A 19315-nucleotide genomic window follows, 5' to 3' on the forward strand; every position below is an offset into this window, starting at 1 on the left:
TATCTTGCACGGGGCCCATGGGTGCGATCGGCACCCGGCTTTCCCTGCGCCCTCTGCTCACAGAGCGGCGAAACGAAGGGCAAGACTCGGACAGATCATGTCGCGAGGGCGAGAATGTGTGTCCTCAGTCATTGCGCGCCAACAGATCGCGCGTAGGCGCGCGCCGCGATGCAGGAACGGGGGCGCCGCGAGCGAGTAGCCGTCGGCGGCCGGTACGACCGTGGTCGCCAAAAACGCCGTCCGGCGCGGCCCCGGCCACGGCACTCCCCCGGGCATCCATGCTATGCTCGGCGAATGCGAATCCGGCCGTTCCCGCAAGAGCCTGACGAAATGGCTGGAATCCTTCTGGCGGGGGGTGGGGAGGCTGTGTATAACGCGGGCCTTTCCTCGACCGTCGATAAGTTACGGTTTTTGCTCAGGAGTTGACGTCATGTCCGAGCGGTGGACACCCGATAGCTGGCGCGCCAAGCCGATCCTGCAGGTGCCCGACTATCCCGATGCCAAGGCGCTCGCCGATGTCGAGGCCCAGCTTGCGACCTTTCCGCCGCTGGTGTTCGCCGGCGAGGCCCGCAGCCTGAAGCGCTCGCTCGGGCGCGTCGCCGCGGGCGAGGCCTTCCTGCTCCAGGGCGGCGATTGCGCCGAAAGCTTCGCCGAGCACGGCGCCAACAACATCCGCGACTTCTTCCGCGTGCTGCTGCAGATGGCTGTCGTGCTGACCTATGCCGGCGCGCTGCCGGTGGTGAAGGTCGGCCGCATCGCGGGCCAGTTCGCCAAGCCGCGCTCGTCGCCCACCGAGAAGCAGAACGGCGTCGAGCTGCCGAGCTATCGCGGCGACATCGTCAACGACGTCGCCTTCACCGCGGAGGCACGCGCGCCCGATCCGCAGCGGCAATTGATGGCCTACCGGCAATCGGCGGCGACGCTGAACCTGCTGCGCGCCTTCGCCACCGGCGGCTTTGCCAATCTCGGCAGCGTGCATCAGTGGATGCTCGGCTTCCTCAAGGACTCGCCACAGTCCCGCCGCTACAAGGAGCTGGCCGACCGTATCTCCGATGCGCTGAACTTCATGCGCGCCTGCGGCCTCGACCTCGAGAGCCATCCCGAGCTGCGCGCCACCGACTTCTACACCAGCCACGAGGCGCTGCTGCTCGGCTACGAGCAGGCGATGACGCGGGTCGATTCCACGACCGGCGACTGGTACGCGACCTCGGGCCACATGATCTGGATCGGCGATCGCACCCGCCAGCTCGACCACGGCCATGTCGAATATTTCCGCGGCATCAAGAACCCGATCGGCCTGAAATGCGGCCCGTCGCTGAAGCCGGACGAACTGCTCAAGCTGATCGACGTGCTGAGCCCGGACAACGAGCCCGGCCGGCTGACGCTGATCAACCGCTTCGGCGCCGACAAGGTCGGCGACCATCTGCCGGGCATGATCCGCGCCGTCGAGCGGGAAGGGCGCAAGGTGGTGTGGTCGTGCGATCCGATGCACGGCAACACCATCACCTCGACCTCGGGCTACAAGACGCGTCCGTTCGACCGGGTGCTGTCGGAGGTGAAGTCGTTCTTCCAGGTCCATGCCGCCGAGGGCACCCATGCCGGCGGCGTGCATCTGGAGATGACCGGGCAGGACGTCACCGAATGCATCGGCGGGGCGCGCGCCATCACCGACGAGGACCTCAACGACCGCTACCACACGGCCTGCGATCCCCGCCTCAATGCCGAACAGTCGATCGACATGGCCTTCCTGATCGCCGAGCTGCTCAAGCAGGAGCGCGCGGGCAAGGCCAAGCCGATGCCGGTGGCTGCGGGATTGTGATTTGGGGCAAATGACTTGGGCCGATGACTTGGACCGATGACTTGGACCGATGACTTGGACCGATGACTTGGGGGGCGTGACTTGCTGAGGTTCTGGCGAGCCACCATCAACTCGCGCAACGGGCTGGCATTCGCCATCCGCTCGGAGCAGGCTATCCGCGAGGAGGTCGTGGCGCTCGCGCTCTCGCTGCCGCTGGCCTGGCTGGTCGGCGCCAGCATGATGCGCCGGGTCGAGCTGGTCGCGACCGTCGTGCTGGTCCTGGTGATCGAGCTGCTCAACACCGCGATCGAGAAGCTCGCCGATCGCCTGACCACCGATCATGATCCGCAGATCGGGCGGGTCAAGGACATGGGCTCGGCCGCGGTCGGCGTCGCGCTGGTCATGGCCGGGCTGTTCTGGCTGTTCGCCCTCGCTGAGCGCATGGGCGCGTTCTGATCCGGCGGATTGAAGTTTGCTCTTGTGCAGGACAACTTAAGAGTATGAGCGAACAACAGATCAAGATCACCCTGGCGCAACTCAATCCGACGGTCGGTGACGTCACCGGCAACGCAGCGAAGGCGCGCGCGGCGCGCGAGCGGGCGAAGGCCGACGGCGCCGATCTCGTGGTGCTCTCGGAACTGTTCATCGCCGGCTATCCGCCGGAGGATCTGGTGCTCAAGCCGGCGTTCCAGTCGGCCTGCCGGGGCGCGATCGAGGAGCTGGCGCGGGAGACTGCCGACGGCGGTCCGGCGATGTTGATCGGCACACCCTGGGTCGAGGACGGCAAGCTCTATAACGCCTGCGCGCTGCTCGACGAGGGCCGCATCGCGGCGCTGCGCTTCAAGGCAAACCTGCCGAACTACGGCGTGTTCGACGAGAAGCGCCTGTTCGCGCGCGGTCCGGCGTCGGGCCCGGTGTCGGTGCGCGGCGTGCGGGTCGGTGTTCCCATCTGCGAGGACATCTGGCTCGAGGAATCCGAAGAGTACGAGAACATCGTCGAAACCCTGGCCGAGAGCGGCGCGGAGATCCTGATCGTGCCGAACGGCTCGCCCTATGCGCGTGACAAGACCGATCTCAGGCTGTCCATCGTGGTGGCGCGCGTCACCGAGAGCGGGCTGCCGCTGATCTATCTCAACGAGGTCGGCGGCCAGGACGAACTGATCTTCGACGGCGCCTCGTTTGCGCTGAACGCCGATCTGTCCGTGGCGGCGCAGCTTCCGGCGTTCGAGGAGCATGTCACGACGCTGTCGTGGCAAAAGACCGCAGATGGCTGGCGCTGCAACGGGCCGGCCGCGCCGCTGGTCGAGGGCGACAAGGCGGATTATGCGGCCTGCGTGCTGGGCCTGCGCGACTATGTCCGCAAGAACGGTTTTCCGGGCGTGCTGCTCGGCGTCTCCGGCGGCATCGATTCCGCGCTGTGCGCGGCGATCGCGGTCGACGCGCTCGGCGCCGACAAGGTGCGCGGCGTGATGCTGCCGTTCCGCTACACCGCGCAGGTGTCGCTCGACGACGCGGCCAGGCTCGCGAAAGCGATCGGCATCCGCTACGAGGTGCTGCCGATCGCGGATGCCGTGAACGGCTTCGAGGCCATTCTTGCGCCGGTCTTCAAAGGGCTGGAGCGCGACATCACGGAAGAGAATTTGCAGGCGCGCGCCCGCGGCACGCTGCTGATGGCGATATCGAACAAGACCGGCGCGATGGTGGTGACCACGGGCAACAAGTCGGAAATGTCGGTCGGCTACGCCACGCTCTACGGCGACATGAACGGCGGCTTCAACCCGATCAAGGACATCTACAAGACCGAGGTGTTCCGGCTGTCGAGCCTGCGCAATTCCTGGAAGCCGGACGGGGCGCTCGGACCGTCGGGCGAGGTGATCCCGGTCAACATCATCACGCGGCCGCCGACCGCGGAGTTGCGGGAGAACCAGACCGACCAGGATTCGCTGCCGCCCTACGACATGCTGGATGCGATCCTCGAACGCCTGGTCGAGCGCGAGGAACCGCTGGCCGATATCGTTGCCGCGGGCTTCGACCGCGACGTGGTGATGCGCATCGACCGCCTGCTCAACATCGCCGAATACAAGCGCAGGCAGGCCGCGCCCGGGGTCAAGGTCACGCAAAAGAACTTTGGCCGCGATCGCCGCTATCCCATCACCAACCGCTTCCGCGACCCCGGCAAGGCGCTGCCCGCGCCGGACGAGAAGCTGGTGACGCGCACCAGCCGGGCATCGGCGGAGGCGTTCGAAGGCTGACCTTGCGCTTACTGCTGCTTCGGCGGAATGAAGGTCGGCCCGACGGTGCGGATCTGGCCGTCGCTCGACGGCGCGGCTGCGGGGGCCGTGTCGGCTGTTGCGGGTGGCTGCGCGGCGGCGGGCGCGCCCTTCTTGCCGGCGACGGGCTTTGTCCCCTGCTGCTGGGCGCGCTGCTGCATCTTCTTGGCGCTCTCTTCGGTGACGACGATGTCGCCCTGCTGCTCGACGGCGGTCTTGTCGTCGACAGCCTTCAGCGCATCCGCCCAACTCTGTCCCGCCGCCCTGCAGGAGCAGGACGGGTTGAACTCGGTGCGGTATTTGAACGCGTTCGACAGCGAGGTGTAGGGCTGGCCGCTGATCGACACCGCCTGGTTGATGTCCTCGCCGGGATTGCGATAGGCGAACAGGCTGGCTTCCGCGGCGGGGCACTGCGCCTTGCAGATCCGCTCGTCATCGGCAAAGCGCGCCTGCACGGTCGCGAACGAGACCGGGAAATAGGCCCCGTCGCAGGTGCGGACGCAGACGGTGCGATAGGTGCCGGACGGCGCGCCATATTCGGCGCCGGGCGGGGGCAATTGCTCGGCGGTGCCGTTGCCGCCGCCACCAAACAGGTTCTCGAGGAAGTTGCCCGGGCCGCGCGCTGCCGCCGCCGCATATTGCGGGCCGCAATTGTTCTGCGCGAGCGCGGTCAACACCGAGCGGCGCTGGTTCTCGCGGTCGGCGCCGCCCAGACCGCCGGAGCGCAGCCGCTCAAGGTTGGCGGTCATCTGGTCGAGATTGGCGCGCATCTGCTGGATCTGGTTGTTGACCGGTCCGCACTGCGCCGAATTGTTGTTGAACAGCGAGAAGAAGCCGGAGCTGTCGCAGCCCATCCGGCGGGCCTGCGAGGTGACCCGGTCGAGCTCGGACTGCTGCTTGGCGGCGGCGTCCTGGTAGCGGCGGGCCTGCTCGTCGCGGGCGGGATCGCCGGTGCCACCGCCACGGTCGATGGTGGCCAATTGTCCTTCGAGCCGGGAGCACGTCGGATTCGCTGGCGCGGCCTGCGGCGGCGGCCCGGGCGGGCCAGGATTCTGCGCGAAGGCGCTGCTGGCGGGCAGCGCAATGCCGGCAAGCAGGGCGCAGCTCAAGAGCCATCGGAAGGAGCGAAGACGGGACGTATCGGGCATATCCGGCCATTGAAGGGGCGCCGCGCGGCGGTGAACGCCAAAGCGCGCGGCCAAGCCGCCTGCATTAACCGTTTCTCGGGGCAGCGTCACGTCGTTTCCGGGGCGCCGATGTGGCAAAAAGCCCGGTCCGGCCAGCCGCTTGGGCCGGATTTAGCGCTGGCAGGTGATGGCGACGTAGTCGCCGCAGCCGTTTCCTCGGCATTTTTCGTGCGCGGCATGCGGAACGGCGCCCGTGATCTCGTCGGGATCGACGCGGCGGTAATTGGTGGCCTGTGCAAAATCGCGTGACTGGCAATAGGCCCGCGCAGCGGAGGCGCCGCACTTGTCGCCGCGTGCCAGGCACTGGTCGATGCCGTAGCCGTCGGCCTGGTTGGCGATGATGAACACACGGCTGTCGGCGGACGCAGCCGAGCCAGCGAGGAGGGACGTACAGGCAATCAATGCTGAAATGAGCCGCATGGTGCACCGATGAAACCGGGGGAATCCGCGGCCATCGGATACGCCAAGATCCTTAATAATGATTAACTATAAGGGACTTGGCGCGATCTTGCGGCTCGAGAAGCCACAAAAGCGGCCCGCAGCAGCCCCTTGACGCGATCAAGGGCCCATGAGAGAGGTGGAACCATGAACGGCCACCTCGCCATCTGCAGCATTTGCCGCGAGATTATGAGCTAGCGATTCGCTGGCTGAGGCCGTCTTTTCTCAATCACCCTGAGATCATCGGACGCCCGGCCGCAAGGGATGGGTATCCATGGAATTGCGCCTTTACGATACGTTGACCCGGGAGAAGCGGCCCTTCGTGCCGCTCGATGCCGATAACGTCCGCATGTATGCCTGCGGACCGACCGTCTACGACTTCGCCCATATCGGCAACGGCCGGGCGGCCGTTGTGTTCGACGTCCTGTTCCGCGTGCTGCGCCATCGCTATGGCGCTGACCACGTGACCTATGTCCGCAACGTCACCGACGTCGACGACAAGATCAACGTCCGCGCCGCGCGGGACTATCCCGGCGTGCCGCTCAACGAGGCGATCCGCAAGGTCACGGAGCTGACCTACCGGCAGTACCAGGACGACGTCACGGCGCTCGGCTGCTTGCCGCCGACCGTGCAGCCGCGCGCGACCGAGCATATCCCGGAGATGCGCGCGATCATCGAGAGACTGGTCGCCGGCGGCTTTGCCTATGTCGCCGAGGATCACGTGCTGTTCTCGCCGCAGGCGATGAACGCGGCCAATTCGGTGCTGCCGCGTTACGGCTCGCTGTCGAAACGCACGCTGGACGAGATGATCGCCGGCGCCCGCGTCGATGTTGCGCCCTACAAGCGCGACAACACCGACTTCGTGCTGTGGAAGCCGTCGAAGCCGGGCGAGCCGTCATGGCCGTCGCCGGCGGGCATCACGGTCGAGGGCCGTCCCGGCTGGCACATCGAGTGCTCCGCGATGGCCTGGAAGCATCTCGGCGAGAGGTTCGACATCCATGGCGGCGGCATCGACCTGGTGTTTCCCCACCATGAGAACGAACTCGCACAGACCTGCTGCGCGTTCCACTCCGACCGCATGGCGAATGTCTGGATGCACAACGGCTTCCTGCAGATCGAAAGCGAGAAGATGTCGAAGTCGCTCGGCAACTTCTTCACGATCCGGGAGATGCTGGACGACTGGCCGGGCGAGGTGCTGCGGCTGAGCATGCTCAGGACGCACTACCATTCGCCGCTCGACTGGACGCTGAAGAGTGCGGAAGAGGCCGCCAGGACGCTCGACGACTGGTATGCCGTCGCGGCCGACGCCGAATCCGGCCCGCCGTCGCCGGCGCTGGTGGAAGCGCTCTACGACGACCTCAACACCGCGCAGGCGATGGCCGTGCTGCATGGCCTGCGCAACGCCGCGTCCGTCAGCGAACAGGCCCGCAAGGAATTCGCCGGCTCGCTGCGGCTGCTCGGCTTCCTGTCGGAGAGCGCAGCCGCGTGGAAGGACCGCAAGCAGGCGGCAAGCGGCGTCGACGCCGATGCGGTCGAAGCGCTGCTCGCCGAACGCACCGCCGCGCGTGCGCGAAAGGACTTCAAGGAGTCCGATCGGATTCGCGACGTGCTCGCCGCCATGGGCGTCGTGATCAAGGACTCCAAGCAGGGCACCACCTGGGAGGTTGCGCGATGAGCCGTTCCGCGCCCGCATTGCGCCCGTATCTGCCGGAAGATGCCCCGCTGCTGGCTGCGATCTTCGTTGCGTCGATCACCGAGCTCACCAGTGACGACTACAGTGAAGCGCAGCAGGAGGCCTGGGCGATGACGGCCGATGACGAGGATGCCTTCGGCAGGAGGCTTGCCGGTCAGCTGACCCTGATCGCATCCTTGCTGGGCTCGCCGGTCGGGTTCGCCTCGCTGAAGGGAACCGATCACATCGACATGCTCTATGTGCATCCGGGCGCGGCGGGGCAGGGCGTCGGCGCCGCGCTGTGCGATGCGCTGGAGAAGATCGCGGGCGCGCGCGGCGCCAAGGCGCTGACGGTCGATGCCAGCGACACAGCGCTCGATTTCTTCCGCAAGCGCGGCTATGCCGCCGAGCGGCGCAATTCGGTGACCATCAACGATGAATGGCTCGCCAACACCACGATGAAGAAGACACTGGACGGCGCTGCTGCGCCGGGAGGTCACGCATGAGCCGCGAACGCCTCTATCTGTTCGACACCACGCTGCGCGATGGTGCGCAGACCAACGGCGTCGACTTCACGCTGCAGGACAAGCAGGTGATCGCGAAGATGCTGGACGAACTCGGCATCGATTATGTCGAGGGCGGCTATCCCGGCGCCAACCCGACCGACACCGAGTTCTTCAGCACCAGGCCTGCCTTCGACCATGCGCGCTTCACCGCCTTCGGCATGACGCGCCGTCCGGGCCGCTCGGCGTCGAACGACCCCGGGCTCGCCGGCATCCTGGATGCGAAAGCCGACGCGATCTGCTTCGTCGCAAAATCCTCCGCCTACCAGGTCCGCGTCGCGCTCGAGACCAGCAACGAGGAAAACCTCGCCTCGATCCGCGACAGCGTCGTGGCCGCCAGGGCGCTGGGACGCGAGGTGATGGTCGACTGCGAGCATTTCTTCGACGGCTACAAGGAAAACCGCGACTACGCTCTGGCCTGCGCAAGGGCGGCCTATGAGTCGGGTGCGCGTTGGGTGGTGCTGTGCGACACCAATGGCGGCACCATGCCGCATGAGGTCGAGACCATCGTCGGAGACGTCGTCAGGCACGTGCCCGGCGCGAACGTCGGCATCCATGCCCATAACGACACCGAGCAGGCGGTCGCGAATTCATTGGCCGCGGTGCGTGCGGGCGCGCGGCAGATCCAGGGCACACTGAACGGGCTCGGCGAGCGCTGCGGCAACGCCAATCTCTGCTCGCTGATCCCGACCCTGCGGCTGAAGGGCGAATTCGCCGACAGGTTCGAGATCGGCGTCACGGCGGAGAAGATGGCGACCCTGGTGAAGGTCTCGCGCACGCTCGACGACATGCTGAACCGCGCCCCGAACCGTCATGCGGCCTACGTCGGCGAGAGCGCCTTCGTCACCAAGACCGGCATCCATGCCTCCGCGGTGCTGAAGGATCCGCAGACCTACGAGCACGTATCGCCCGGCTCCGTCGGCAATCACCGCAAGGTGCTGGTCTCCGACCAGGCCGGCCGTTCCAATGTCATGGCCGAGCTCGATCGCGCCGGCATCGCATATGACAGGAGCGACCCACGGCTGACGCGCCTCGTCGAGGAATTGAAGGAGCGCGAGGCGACGGGCTTTGCCTATGAGTCCGCCAACGCGTCGTTCGAGCTGCTGGCGCGCCGTACGCTCGGCAAGGTTCCTGAATATTTCAAGGTCGAGCAGTTCGACGTCAATGTCGAGCAGCGCTACAACGCCAACGGCCAGCGCGTCACGGTCGCGCTTGCTGTGGTGAAGGTCGACGTCGCCGGCGAGCGGCTGATCTCTGCCGCCGAAGGCAACGGCCCGGTCAACGCGCTCGACGTCGCGCTGCGCAAGGATCTCGGCAAGTATCAGAAATACATCGACGGGCTGAAGCTGATCGACTACCGCGTGCGTATCCTCAATGGCGGCTCAGAGGCGGTCACGCGCGTGCTGATCGAGAGCGAGGACGAGACCGGCGAGAGCTGGACCACGGTCGGCGTCTCCCCGAACATCATCGACGCCTCGTTCCAGGCGCTGATGGATTCTCTGGTCTACAAGCTGGTGAAGTCGGGCGCGCCGACATGAGAGGAGAGTGCCATGATCGACCACGTCTCCGTCGGCGTCAGCGATCTCGAGCGCTCGGCGCGCTTCTATGAGCCGGCGCTGGCCGCGCTCGGCCTGATCAGGCTCGTCACGCGCCCCGCGACGATCGGATTCGGCAAGGCCTATCCGGAGTTCTGGATCAACCTGCGCGCCGGGATGACGCCGGTGCCGCACGAGAGCGGCACCCACATCTGCCTGCGCGCCAGGACTACCGCCGAGATCGATGCCTTCCATGCGGCTGCGCTTGCGTCAGGCGGCCGCTCCGACGGTGCGCCGGGCCTGCGACCGCACGACCGCGTGCGCTACTATGCCGCCTTCGTGCTCGATCCCGACGGCAACCGCATCGAGGCAGTGACGTTTCCGAGCGAGTAGGGCCTACAGCCGCCGCGCCACGTCGGGCGCGAGCTCCTTCGCGCCCTCCGGCGTCTGCGCCACCGCGGAGCGGAGGCGCGGCAGGATGTCCTCGACGCGGTCGGCCATCAGCACGTTGATCGGGAGCGTCGCGCGGATGAACTCGGTGGTGCGCATGTGGCTCAGCAGCGACAGCAGCGGCTCCCAGAAGTTGTCGATATTGGCGAGCAGGATCGGCTTGGTGTGCCGGCCGAGTTGCTGCCACGTCAATTGCTCGACCAGCTCCTCCAGCGTGCCGATCCCGCCGGGCAGTGCCACGAAGGCGTCGGAACGCTCGAACATCAGCCGCTTGCGCTCGTGCATGTCGGGCGTGACGATCATTTCCTGAACCCTGGTCAGCGCGTTCTCGCGCGCGCGCAGGAATTCCGGGATGATGCCGGTGACCGAGCCGCCGTGATCGAGCGTCGATTTGGCGACCGCGCCCATCAGGCCGACCGAGCCGCCGCCATAGACGAGCCGGACATTGTTCTCGGCAAAGGCCTTCCCGAGCGCGATAGCGGCCTCAACGAAGCGGGGATTGTTACCGGCGCCGGAGCCGCAATAAACGCAGACGGTCTTGATGCGGTCGGTTTTGATGTGGTCGGTCTTGATTTGTTTCATGCGGTCTTTGTGGCACTGCAACGCAAAATGGGTCAAGACTCCGATATGGGGATTGAGGGTCGAAATATCCCGTAAATTCCCGCGAATCGCCAACAATTTTCGCCATAAGCCTGTACGCGGTGTTCAAACGATCTATATGACGGGCACAATGTCGAATCGTGGAAAAGATGTGACGGCGGGCCCCGTTGCCGTCCTGGCAGGGGCAGGCGCCTGATGACGCCCCCGCAGCCGCACGTCCCCGCGGTCGAACCGCCCGTATCGGGCGCGCCGGCCGACGAGAAGGCGACGCTGATCGGCACGCTGGTTCATCTCTGGCCGTACATCTGGCCGGGCGATCGGGCCGATCTGAAGATGCGGGTGGTCTGGTCGGTGGTGCTTCTGCTGTTCGCGAAGCTCACCACGCTGTCGGTGCCCTTCACCTTCAAATGGGCAGTCGACGCGCTGAACGGCGCGGGCTCGGCGCCGGTTGCATCCTCCAACTGGCTGGTGTGGCTGATCGCCTCCCCGGTGCTGATGACGATCAGCTATGGCGCGGTGCGCATCATCATGGCCGTGCTGACGCAATGGCGCGACGGCATCTTCGCTCGCGTCGCGATGCATGCGGTGCGGCGTCTCGCCTACATCACCTTCGTGCACATGCACGAACTGTCGCTGCGCTTCCATCTGGAACGCAAGACCGGCGGCCTGACCCGCGTCCTCGAGCGCGGCCGGAGCGGGATCGAGACCATCGTGCGGATGGTGATCCTGCAACTCATTCCGACCATCGTCGAGGTCGGCCTGCTGGCGGCGGTGCTGCTCTGGCAGTTCGACTGGCGCTACGTGCTGGCGGTGCTCGCGACCGTCGTGGTGTTCATGTACTTCACCTACGTCGCGACCGAATGGCGGATCGAGATCCGCCGCAAGATGAACGATTCGGATACCGAGGCGAACACCAAGGCGATCGATTCGCTGCTCAACTACGAGACGGTGAAGTATTTCGGCGCCGAGGAGCGCGAGGCACATCGCTACGACCGCTCGATGGAGCGTTACGAACAGGCCAGTGTGAGGACCTACACATCGCTGGCGGTGCTCAACACCGGGCAGGCGATCATCTTCACCGCGGGCCTCACCGCGACCATGTTGATGTGCGCATTCGGCATCCGCAACGGCACCCATACCGTCGGCGACTTCGTGCTGATCAATTCCATGATGATCCAGCTTTACGTGCCCCTGAATTTCATGGGCATGGTCTATCGCGAGATCAAGCAGGCGGTGATCGACATCGAGAAGATGTTCGAGGTACTGGCACGCGATCCGGAGGTCAGGGATCTGCCGGGGGCAACGCCGCTCGCCGTGTCCGCAGGCAGTGTCCGTTTCGAGGATGTTCGCTTCGCCTACGAGGCCGACCGGCCGATCCTCAAGGGCCTCAGCTTCGAGGTGCCGGCCGGCAAGACTGTCGCGATCGTCGGTCCCTCCGGTGCCGGCAAGTCGACGATCTCGCGGCTGTTGTTCCGGCTCTATGACGTTTCCGGCGGCCGCATCCTGATCGACGGCCAGGACATCAAGACGGTGACGCAGGCATCATTGCGCGCTGCGATCGGCATGGTGCCGCAGGACACCGTGCTGTTCAACGACACCATTCGCTACAACATCCGCTATGGCCGCTGGAACGCCAGCGATGCCGAGGTGGAAGAGGCGGCGCGGCTGGCGCAGATCGACAATTTCATCAGGATGTCACCGAAGGGTTATGAGACCCCGGTCGGTGAGCGCGGACTGAAGCTGTCCGGCGGCGAGAAGCAGCGCGTTGCGATCGCGCGCACGGTCCTGAAGGCGCCGCCGATCCTGGTGCTGGACGAGGCCACGTCGGCGCTCGACAGCCACACCGAGGCAGAGATCCAGGACGCGCTGGAACGGGTCTCGCGCAACCGCACCTCGCTGGTGATCGCGCATCGGCTGTCGACCATCGTCGGCGCCGACGAGATCATCGTGCTGGATCAGGGGCGGATCGCCGAGCGCGGCACCCACGCGCGTCTCCTGGCCGCGGACGGGCTGTACGCCGGCATGTGGAACAGGCAGCGCGAGGCCGAGGCAGCCCGCGAAAGGCTGGCGCAGATCGACGACGAGGACGAGGCGCCCAACCGCCTGCCGCCGCCGGTCACCGACCCGGCCCAGGATTCCACGGTACCGGACGAGAAGTCCTTGCCGACCGCCGCGGAATAGTCGAATTAGGGCGCCGATCCCCCGCCGCCGGGGCGGGGAACCGCAAGCGAGCATTGATGTCGATCACCAATTCCATCCGCGCGCAGATCCCGCCTGTTCACCCCGAGGGCTATCCCTTCATCGGAGGCTTCGCGCTGGCGAGCCTGATCCTGTTCTGGATCTGGACGCCGCTGGGCTGGATCGGAACGCTGCTCACCATCTGGTGCGCGCTGTTCTTCCGCAATCCTGTCCGCGTGACGCCGGTGCGCGACGGCATCGTGGTGTCGCCGGCCGATGGCCGCGTCTCGATGGTTGTGCAGGCGCTGCCGCCGGCCGAGCTCGGCCTCGGCGACAAGCCGTTGCCGCGGGTCTCGATCTTCATGAGCGTGTTCAATTGTCATGTAAACCGCAGCCCGGTGGCCGGCCGCATCGACCGGATCGCCTATCGCCCCGGCGCCTTCATCAATGCCGAGCTCGACAAGGCGAGCGAGGACAATGAGCGCAATTCGCTGGTGATCTCGACGCCGAACGGCCGGATCGGCGTGATCCAGATCGCGGGCCTGGTGGCACGGCGCATCGTCTGCTTCGTCAAGGAGGGGCAGTCGATCGGCGCCGGCGAACGTTTCGGCCTGATCCGCTTCGGTTCGCGGCTCGACGTCTATCTTCCCGAAGGCACCAAGGCGCTGGTCTCCGAAGGGCAGACGGCGATCGCCGGCGAGACGATCCTGGCCGACTTCCGCGGCGCCGATCCGGGGCGGACGTTCCGCGCCGATTAACTCTGATTGTTCAGGCTATTCTGCCGGTTCCCGCTGCAATGGCGGAGCCGCGCTGCGCTTGCTATATTAGCAAGCCATGATGCCATCAGATCCCAACTCGCTCGAGTATCGCCGCCGGCGGTTCCGCCCGATCCCGGTGCGGATGCTGGTGCCCAACATGATCACGCTGCTGGCGATCTGCGCCGGCCTGACCGCGATCCGGCTGTCCACGGAAGGCCGGATGGAGCTTGCGGTTGCCGCGATCGTGTTCGCCGCGGTGCTCGACGGCATCGACGGGCGCGTCGCGCGCATGATCAAGGGCCAGTCGAAATTCGGCGCCGAGCTCGACAGCCTGGCCGATTTCGTCAATTTCGGCGTCGCGCCCGGCCTGATCCTGTATTTCTGGCAGCTCCACGAGCTGAACAATGGCGGCTGGATCGCCGCGATGGTGTTTGCGATCTCTGGCGGATTGCGGCTCGCGCGTTTCAACGCCTCGATCGACGATCCGAACAAGCCGGCCTTCGCCGCGAACTACTTCACCGGCGTGCCGGCGCCGGCCGGCGCGGTGACCGCGCTGCTGCCGATCTATCTCGCCTTCCTCGGCGTGCCGATGCCGCCGGCGACGCTGACGGCGTTCTATACGCTCTTGATCGCATTCCTGATGGTGTCGCGCCTGCCGGTGTTCTCCGGCAAGACGGTCAAGATGCGCGTGCCGCCGGAGATGGTGCTGCCGGTATTCGTTTCGGTGGTGTTCTTCGTCGCATTGTTGATCGGCTACCCCTGGCATATCCTGTCGGCCGGCTCGATCCTCTATCTGATCAGCCTGCCATGGGGCTGGAAGTCCTATCGCGACCAGGAGCGCGCCCTCGCTGCGCAGACTGCGAATGCCGCGGCGCCGTCAGCGCCGCCTGCCGCCTCACCCTACGAGCCGCAGGTGATGAACTCCGATCAGGACAATCGTCCGTCGCGGTTGAACTAGGGTTGCCGCGGTCTCCGGGGGCTCAGTAGCCCGCGCTCTCTGCACGTCGCTGCGAGCGAAGCGAAGCAATCCATGTCTCCGCATATGCGGACCGCAGGGTTGCTTCGTCGCATCAGCGCAAAATTGCTTTGCAATTTGTCGCGAATGACGGGGAGGGTGGTTTCGCGTCCTCCAAATATCAGCCATTCGCGTTCCCTCATTGGGTTCGCGGCCGATCTCGGCTATAGCCGAAGGACGGCCCGCGAACGCCAAAAATCAGGAGAGAAACGCCGTGACGACATCCGCTCCCGCCCCGCTGCCTTCATCCGTCCTCGAAGCGTTGGCGCGCTACGACACGCCGACGATCTGCAACGCGATGGAGATCGTGGCGCCGGAACGCCGGCTGATCGGCTACACGGTGAAGCCGCTGGTCTGCCCGTTTCCGGCCCTGCCGCCGATCGTCGGCTATGCCCGCACGGTGACGATCCGCTCGGTGCTGAAATCGGGTCTGTCGGCCGAGGAGCAGTCGAAGCGCCGCATCGAATACTACGAATATGTCGGCACCGGCTTCGGGCCGCGCATCTCGGTGATCCAGGACATCGACGGACCCGACGTCGGCTACGGCGCATTCTGGGGCGAGGTGCAGAGCAATGTGCACAAGGCGCTTGGCTGCCTCGGCGTCATCACCGACGGCTCGATCCGCGACACCCCGCAATGGGCGCCGGGCTTCCAGGCGCTGGCCGGCTCGATCGGTCCGTCGCACGCCTGGGTGCACGCGGAGAGCTTTGGTGGCGAGGTCCGCGTCGCCGGCATGACGGTGCGCTCCGACGACCTGATCCACGCCGACAGCCACGGCGCCATCGTGATCCCCTACGAGGTCGCGGCCAAGCTTCCCGAAGCGGCCGAGCTCTGCGGCCGCCGCGAAGCGCCGATCCTGGAGATCGCGCGCTCGAAGGATTTCTCGCTCGAGAAACTGAAGGAGGCGCTGAAGCGCTCGGCCGAAATCCACTAGGCCTATTCACGCGACCGGTATCCAGTTCGCTCGCACCTGCGTCGGGTTCGGTTTCAGGTGCCCTCGTGCGACCGGCGCTGCGCGGCGTCATCGCGCAGGCGGTCGATCCTCTGCATGGTCTCGATGGCGAGATAGCCGCCGTCGCGGTAGCGATCGCCGATCTGCCGTGCATCGCAGCTGCAATGCGGGCAGATGGCCGTGCCGCCGAAGACGTAGCGGAGGCACTGGCGGCACAGCACGAGATCAGGCGCGACCTTGCCCTCGATGGTCATGTGCGCAGGGCTCCCGTCGGTAACGGCTCTTCGACCAGCGCGAAGCGCCCGGTGGCGAAAGGCCGTGCCGGCGCGTCCTCGACCTTGACGATGCGTTCGCGCAGGCCGCGCTCGGCCAGCGTCAGGACGCGATGATGGCAATAGGGGTTGTTGCCGCGGCGGCCGAGCAGGGAATCCGATGTCCACGTGCAGCCGCCGCGGCACGCCTCGGCATAATAGCAGTCGCGGCAGAAGCCCCAGAGATCGCTGGTGCTGCGATCGCGGTTGAACTGCAGCGCCGGATGCGTCGCCCAGAGATCGGCAAGCGAGGCGCTGCGCACGTCGCCGGCGCCGTAGCGGTCGGTGGCAAGCGACGGACAGCCCTTCACCGTGCCGTCGGCCTCGAGCCCGATCACATTCTGCCCTGCCGGGCAGCCGCTGTAGTAGCCGCGGTCCGGACCGCGCCACAGCACGTCGTAGGGGCCGAAATAGCCGACATTGTTGCCGGGCAGCAGCACCAGGTCGCGCTCGCGCCCCTTCAGGTGCAACTCCGCCAGCAGCGGCATCAGGGTCGCGAGGTCGTAGGGCTGCAGGAGGATGTCCTCGTGATCGACCGCGTTGCCCATCGCGACCGTCAGCTGCACCTGCCAGTATTTCGCGCCGGCATCGATGATGACCTCCATCACATCAGGGAGATCGCGCATCACGGCCGATGTGATCTGGGTGTTGACGCTCGCGGTCAGGCCGGCGCGTCGGCACTCGCCGAGCACGCGCAGCGCCTCGCGGTACGAGCCCTTCACGCCGCGCAGGCGGTCGTGCAGCGGCTCGAGCCCGTCGACCGAGACGCCGAGGCCGAGCAGGCCGGCATCGGCGGCGGCGCGGATCATGTCGCCGGAGAACTTGTAGCCGCCGGTCTGCATCGTGCAGTCGATGCCGTGATCGCGGATCGCGCGGATGATGATGAGCCAGTCCCGGCGGATGAAGGCCTCGCCGCCGATGATCGAGATCTCGCGGGTGCCGAGCCCGGCGAGCTGGCGGATGACGTCGATGCATTCGTCCGTGGTCAATTCCTTCGCGCGCTTGTGGCCGGCCCGCGAGCCGCAATGGATGCATTTCAGGTTGCAGGCGAGCGTCAGCTCCCACACCACGTAGACCGGCACGCAGCCGATCTGGTCGCTGAGGGAGAGCCGTCGTCGCGGCACGTCGTCGGGTGCTTGATCCATGGTCCGCGGCCTGTGCAATCACAGCGTTTTCAAGCGAAGCGCAGCCGCCGTCACCGGAGCGACAGGGAGGACGCGCTCCGATGACGTGCCGCCGCAGCCGGCCTTGTACGGCCGGCGCTAGCCGCCCTTGGCCGCGATCGCGGTGTCGAGTTCCTTCAGGGACGCCTTGAGATCATCGGCGTCGGAACCGCTGTAATCCTTGAGCAGATCGTGGCCGACGGTCTTGTAGGCCTTCAGCGTGGAGAGGTCGGCGTATTTGCACTTGTCGCGAATGATGACGCCATAGAGCGGACGAATCGGGCCAGAGGTTGCCATTGCGTGTCTCCAAATGAGTTGGTTCTTCCAATATGAGCAGAGGAGAGCGGATCGCCTCTGCGGCCTTCAGCACGGCCCCCCAACGCGATACTGCGGGTCGATATGAGGGAATGCAACCTAAAAGTTAGTGATGGAACTTTACAGTCTAGGCGGTAGTCGAGCCGGCTGCGCTCTTCTGGCAAAGCCGGAATTCCGGATTATGTTCTAAAACGGTGCAGGGGAGCGACCGAGGGACCATGGCGATGACGATGGATGGCAAGACCGTGTTGATCACCGGCTCGACCGATGGCGTCGGCCGCTATGTCGCGGTGAAGCTGGCGCAGGCCGGCGCGAAGGTCTTGATCCACGGTCGCGACACGGCGCGCGCGCAAACGCTCGTCGCTGACATCAAGCGGGTCAGCGGCCGCGAGCCGGTGTTCTATCAGGCCGACCTTTCCTCGCTTGCCGAGGTCCGCGAGCTGGCGGAGTTCGTGCTCGCCGATCATGACCGCCTCGACGTCTTCGTCAGCAATGCCGGCATCGGCTCGCTGAACGAGGGGCCGGCGCGGCAGACCAGCAAGGACGGCCACGAGCTGCGCTTTGCGGTGAACTATCTCGCCGGCTTCCTGCTCGCGCATATGCTCTTGCCGCGGCTGAAGGCGAGCGCACCGGCGCGTATCGTCAACGTCGCCTCGCTCGGACAGCAGCCGATCGATTTCGACGACGTGATGATCGTCAGGAACTACAGCGGCGGCCGCGCCTATTCGCAGAGCAAGCTGTCGCAGATCATGTTCACGATCGATCTCGCCGAGCAGTTGCAGGGATCCGGCGTCACCGTGAATTCGCTGCACCCGGCGACCTACATGAACACGACGATGGTGCGCGCCAGCGGCACCACGCCGATGTCGACGGTGGAGCAGGGCGGCGATGCCATCCTGCATCTGGTTCATGGCGAGGATGTCGCAGGCCAGAGCGGGCTGTTCTTCAACGGCATGAACCAGGCGCGTGCCAATCCGCAGGCCTATGATGCGGAGGCGCGCCGCCGCCTGAGGGCGCTCAGTCTCAAGCTGACGGGAATCTCCTGAGCTGCGCGGCGGTCAATGCGCCTTCGGGCTGGCGAGAGCGACGATGGTCCGCCACCGCGCCGTCTCGGCGGCAAGCATGGCGCCGAACGTGCCGGCGTCGCCCGAGATCGGGATCGCGCCGAGCTGGCCGATCTGCGCCTTGATCGCGGGGTCGGCGAGGGCGGCGTTGACCTCGCGATTGAGCAGATCGACGATCTCCCTGGGTGTTCCGGCGGGCGCACCGACACCGTAGAACGAACTGGTCTCGTAGCCGGCCAAGACGTCCGATATCGGCGGCACGTCGGGCAGCAGCTCGGAACGATCCCTGGTCGTCACGCCGAGTGCGCGGATCTTGCCGCCGCGCACCAGCTCGAACGACGAGGTGACGTTATCGAACATGGCCTGGATCTGCCCGGACATCAGGTCGGTCAGGCCGGGCACCGAGCCGCGATAGGGAACATGGACGAGATCGACACCGGCCATCGCCTTGAACAGTTCGCCCGACAGATGCAGCGAGGTGCCGACGCCCGATGATCCGACGCTGACCTTGCCGGGATTGTTCTTCGCATAGGCGATGAATTCCGCGACGCTGTGCACCGGCAGATCGTTGCTGACAACCAGCACCAGCGGAATCCTCGCGACGCCGGCGACCGGGGCGATGCTCTTGCTGAAATCGTAGCGGATGGTCGGATCGAAGGAAGCGTTGATCGCGTTCGCCGTGCTGGTCAAGAGCAGCGTGTAGCCGTCCGGCGGCGAGGTGATCACGGCCTCGGTGCCGATGTTGCTGCCGGCGCCGGGCTTGTTCTCGACCACGAAGGGATGCCCGAGCCGCTCGGTCAGCCTCTGGCAGATCAGGCGCGACAGCACGTCGGTGGCCCCGCCAGCCGCATAGGGCACGATCCAGCGCACCGCGCGCGCGGGGTAGACGCCATCTGCGAGCGCCGGGCTGTGTTGCGCCGTGGCGGCAAGGCAGCCGGCACCGAACAACGAAAGGACGAACGCTCTGCGTGCAATCATGGGGCTTCTCCGTTTGTCCTCAGCACATACGGTTCCCCGGTTCACGACGCACGACTTTCACACGCATT

At 66.0% G+C, this 19315-nt stretch carries 19 protein-coding genes; 12 read left to right on the plus strand and 7 right to left on the minus strand.

The annotated features are described in order from the left end of the window. Nucleotides 1–430 precede the first annotated feature (430 nt). The 3 genes from JQ586_RS34995 to JQ586_RS35005 all read left to right on the plus strand — a co-directional run bounded on the left by JQ586_RS34995 (nt 431) and on the right by JQ586_RS35005 (nt 4050). The gene (locus JQ586_RS34995) at nt 431–1819 is read left to right on the plus strand and encodes a class II 3-deoxy-7-phosphoheptulonate synthase (RefSeq protein ID WP_212399194.1); all 1389 of its coding nucleotides are present in this window, start codon (nt 431–433) and stop codon (nt 1817–1819) included. Nucleotides 1820–1900: 81 nt separating this feature from the next. Further along, nucleotides 1901–2254, plus strand: a complete 354-nt coding sequence (locus tag JQ586_RS35000) for a diacylglycerol kinase (RefSeq protein ID WP_212399195.1) — start codon at nt 1901–1903, stop codon at nt 2252–2254. Nucleotides 2255–2298: 44 nt separating this feature from the next. Further along, nucleotides 2299–4050, plus strand: coding sequence for an NAD+ synthase (locus JQ586_RS35005; protein WP_212399196.1), 1752 nt, complete (start codon nt 2299–2301; stop codon nt 4048–4050). A gap of 8 nt (nt 4051–4058) precedes the next feature. Here JQ586_RS35005 and JQ586_RS35010 read toward each other — a convergent pair whose 3' ends face one another. Together JQ586_RS35010 and JQ586_RS35015 are read right to left on the minus strand one after the other, a co-directional pair. Beyond that, nucleotides 4059–5216, minus strand: coding sequence for a DUF2865 domain-containing protein (locus tag JQ586_RS35010; RefSeq protein ID WP_212399197.1), 1158 nt, complete (start codon nt 5214–5216; stop codon nt 4059–4061). A 150-nt stretch (nt 5217–5366) separates the two neighbouring features. After that, entirely contained in the window at nt 5367–5675 is a 309-nt protein-coding gene (locus tag JQ586_RS35015; protein ID WP_212399198.1) for a hypothetical protein, read from the minus strand. Nucleotides 5676–5967: 292 nt separating this feature from the next. On the opposite strand from JQ586_RS35015, the gene cysS reads away from it, so the two are divergent. The 4 genes from cysS to JQ586_RS35035 are packed head-to-tail and all read left to right on the plus strand — an operon-like array spanning nt 5968 to nt 9856. Beyond that, nucleotides 5968–7368, plus strand: a complete 1401-nt coding sequence (cysS, locus tag JQ586_RS35020; protein ID WP_212399199.1) for a cysteine--tRNA ligase — start codon at nt 5968–5970, stop codon at nt 7366–7368. Then, a complete protein-coding gene (locus JQ586_RS35025; RefSeq protein ID WP_212399200.1) occupies nt 7365–7871 on the plus strand; it encodes a GNAT family N-acetyltransferase in 507 nt (168 codons plus the stop codon). The genes cysS and JQ586_RS35025 overlap by 4 nt, the downstream gene beginning before the upstream one ends. After that, nucleotides 7868–9466, plus strand: coding sequence for a citramalate synthase (gene cimA / locus JQ586_RS35030; RefSeq protein ID WP_212399201.1), 1599 nt, complete (start codon nt 7868–7870; stop codon nt 9464–9466). Before JQ586_RS35025 ends, cimA begins: the two co-directional genes overlap by 4 nt. A gap of 12 nt (nt 9467–9478) precedes the next feature. Next, nucleotides 9479–9856 carry a VOC family protein gene (locus tag JQ586_RS35035; protein WP_212399202.1) on the plus strand — a complete coding sequence of 126 codons (378 nt, stop codon included), beginning with the start codon at nt 9479–9481 and terminating at the stop codon, nt 9854–9856. Between the two features lie 3 nt (nt 9857–9859). Here JQ586_RS35035 and JQ586_RS35040 read toward each other — a convergent pair whose 3' ends face one another. Next, on the minus strand, nt 9860–10495 hold the full coding sequence (locus tag JQ586_RS35040; protein WP_212399203.1) for a TIGR00730 family Rossman fold protein: 636 nt from the start codon (nt 10493–10495) through the stop codon (nt 9860–9862). Nucleotides 10496–10708: 213 nt separating this feature from the next. Between JQ586_RS35040 and JQ586_RS35045 the strand changes: the two genes are divergently transcribed. From JQ586_RS35045 to JQ586_RS35060, 4 genes are all read left to right on the plus strand, one after another. Beyond that, on the plus strand, nt 10709–12694 hold the full coding sequence (locus JQ586_RS35045; protein WP_212399204.1) for an ABC transporter ATP-binding protein/permease: 1986 nt from the start codon (nt 10709–10711) through the stop codon (nt 12692–12694). A 56-nt stretch (nt 12695–12750) separates the two neighbouring features. Further along, entirely contained in the window at nt 12751–13449 is a 699-nt protein-coding gene (locus JQ586_RS35050; protein WP_212399205.1) for a phosphatidylserine decarboxylase, read from the plus strand. 79 nt (nt 13450–13528) lie between these two features. After that, the gene (locus JQ586_RS35055; protein ID WP_212399206.1) at nt 13529–14407 is read left to right on the plus strand and encodes a phosphatidylcholine/phosphatidylserine synthase; all 879 of its coding nucleotides are present in this window, start codon (nt 13529–13531) and stop codon (nt 14405–14407) included. Between the two features lie 271 nt (nt 14408–14678). Continuing rightward, nucleotides 14679–15398 (plus strand): RraA family protein, encoded by a 720-nt coding sequence (locus JQ586_RS35060; protein ID WP_212399207.1) that lies wholly within the window; start codon nt 14679–14681, stop codon nt 15396–15398. Nucleotides 15399–15451: 53 nt separating this feature from the next. Here JQ586_RS35060 and JQ586_RS35065 read toward each other — a convergent pair whose 3' ends face one another. From JQ586_RS35065 to JQ586_RS35075, 3 genes are all read right to left on the minus strand, one after another. Continuing rightward, nucleotides 15452–15670, minus strand: a complete 219-nt coding sequence (locus JQ586_RS35065) for a hypothetical protein (RefSeq protein ID WP_212399208.1) — start codon at nt 15668–15670, stop codon at nt 15452–15454. Then, a complete protein-coding gene (locus JQ586_RS35070) occupies nt 15667–16872 on the minus strand; it encodes a radical SAM/SPASM domain-containing protein (RefSeq protein ID WP_212399209.1) in 1206 nt (401 codons plus the stop codon). The genes JQ586_RS35065 and JQ586_RS35070 overlap by 4 nt, the downstream gene beginning before the upstream one ends. A 117-nt stretch (nt 16873–16989) precedes the next feature. After that, nucleotides 16990–17187: a hypothetical protein gene (locus JQ586_RS35075; protein ID WP_212399210.1), complete on the minus strand. Its 198-nt coding sequence runs from the start codon at nt 17185–17187 to the stop codon at nt 16990–16992. A gap of 242 nt (nt 17188–17429) precedes the next feature. Here JQ586_RS35075 and JQ586_RS35080 point away from each other — a divergent pair, with 242 nt between their 5' ends. Beyond that, the gene (locus JQ586_RS35080; protein WP_212399246.1) at nt 17430–18251 is read left to right on the plus strand and encodes an SDR family oxidoreductase; all 822 of its coding nucleotides are present in this window, start codon (nt 17430–17432) and stop codon (nt 18249–18251) included. Nucleotides 18252–18263: 12 nt separating this feature from the next. Here JQ586_RS35080 and JQ586_RS35085 read toward each other — a convergent pair whose 3' ends face one another. Further along, entirely contained in the window at nt 18264–19247 is a 984-nt protein-coding gene (locus JQ586_RS35085; protein WP_212399211.1) for a tripartite tricarboxylate transporter substrate binding protein, read from the minus strand. Between the last annotated feature and the right edge of the window lie 68 nt (nt 19248–19315).

This window comes from Bradyrhizobium jicamae (assembly GCF_018130215.1).
GTDB lineage: Bacteria > Pseudomonadota > Alphaproteobacteria > Rhizobiales > Xanthobacteraceae > Bradyrhizobium > Bradyrhizobium jicamae_A.

Coding starts and splice junctions, on each gene's coding strand:
- JQ586_RS35010 (WP_212399197.1), bottom strand. CDS start 5,216: ATGCCCGATACGTCCCGTCTTCGCTCCTTCCGATGGCTCTTGAGCTGC.
- JQ586_RS35070 (WP_212399209.1), bottom strand. CDS start 16,872: ATGGATCAAGCACCCGACGACGTGCCGCGACGACGGCTCTCCCTCAGC.
- cysS (WP_212399199.1), top strand. CDS start 5,968: ATGGAATTGCGCCTTTACGATACGTTGACCCGGGAGAAGCGGCCCTTC.
- JQ586_RS35040 (WP_212399203.1), bottom strand. CDS start 10,495: ATGAAACAAATCAAGACCGACCACATCAAAACCGACCGCATCAAGACC.
- JQ586_RS35005 (WP_212399196.1), top strand. CDS start 2,299: ATGAGCGAACAACAGATCAAGATCACCCTGGCGCAACTCAATCCGACG.
- JQ586_RS35025 (WP_212399200.1), top strand. CDS start 7,365: ATGAGCCGTTCCGCGCCCGCATTGCGCCCGTATCTGCCGGAAGATGCC.
- JQ586_RS35045 (WP_212399204.1), top strand. CDS start 10,709: ATGACGCCCCCGCAGCCGCACGTCCCCGCGGTCGAACCGCCCGTATCG.
- JQ586_RS35055 (WP_212399206.1), top strand. CDS start 13,529: ATGCCATCAGATCCCAACTCGCTCGAGTATCGCCGCCGGCGGTTCCGC.
- JQ586_RS34995 (WP_212399194.1), top strand. CDS start 431: ATGTCCGAGCGGTGGACACCCGATAGCTGGCGCGCCAAGCCGATCCTG.
- JQ586_RS35080 (WP_212399246.1), top strand. CDS start 17,430: ATGACGATGGATGGCAAGACCGTGTTGATCACCGGCTCGACCGATGGC.
- JQ586_RS35075 (WP_212399210.1), bottom strand. CDS start 17,187: ATGGCAACCTCTGGCCCGATTCGTCCGCTCTATGGCGTCATCATTCGC.
- JQ586_RS35015 (WP_212399198.1), bottom strand. CDS start 5,675: ATGCGGCTCATTTCAGCATTGATTGCCTGTACGTCCCTCCTCGCTGGC.
- JQ586_RS35085 (WP_212399211.1), bottom strand. CDS start 19,247: ATGATTGCACGCAGAGCGTTCGTCCTTTCGTTGTTCGGTGCCGGCTGC.
- JQ586_RS35065 (WP_212399208.1), bottom strand. CDS start 15,670: ATGACCATCGAGGGCAAGGTCGCGCCTGATCTCGTGCTGTGCCGCCAG.
- cimA (WP_212399201.1), top strand. CDS start 7,868: ATGAGCCGCGAACGCCTCTATCTGTTCGACACCACGCTGCGCGATGGT.
- JQ586_RS35035 (WP_212399202.1), top strand. CDS start 9,479: ATGATCGACCACGTCTCCGTCGGCGTCAGCGATCTCGAGCGCTCGGCG.
- JQ586_RS35050 (WP_212399205.1), top strand. CDS start 12,751: ATGTCGATCACCAATTCCATCCGCGCGCAGATCCCGCCTGTTCACCCC.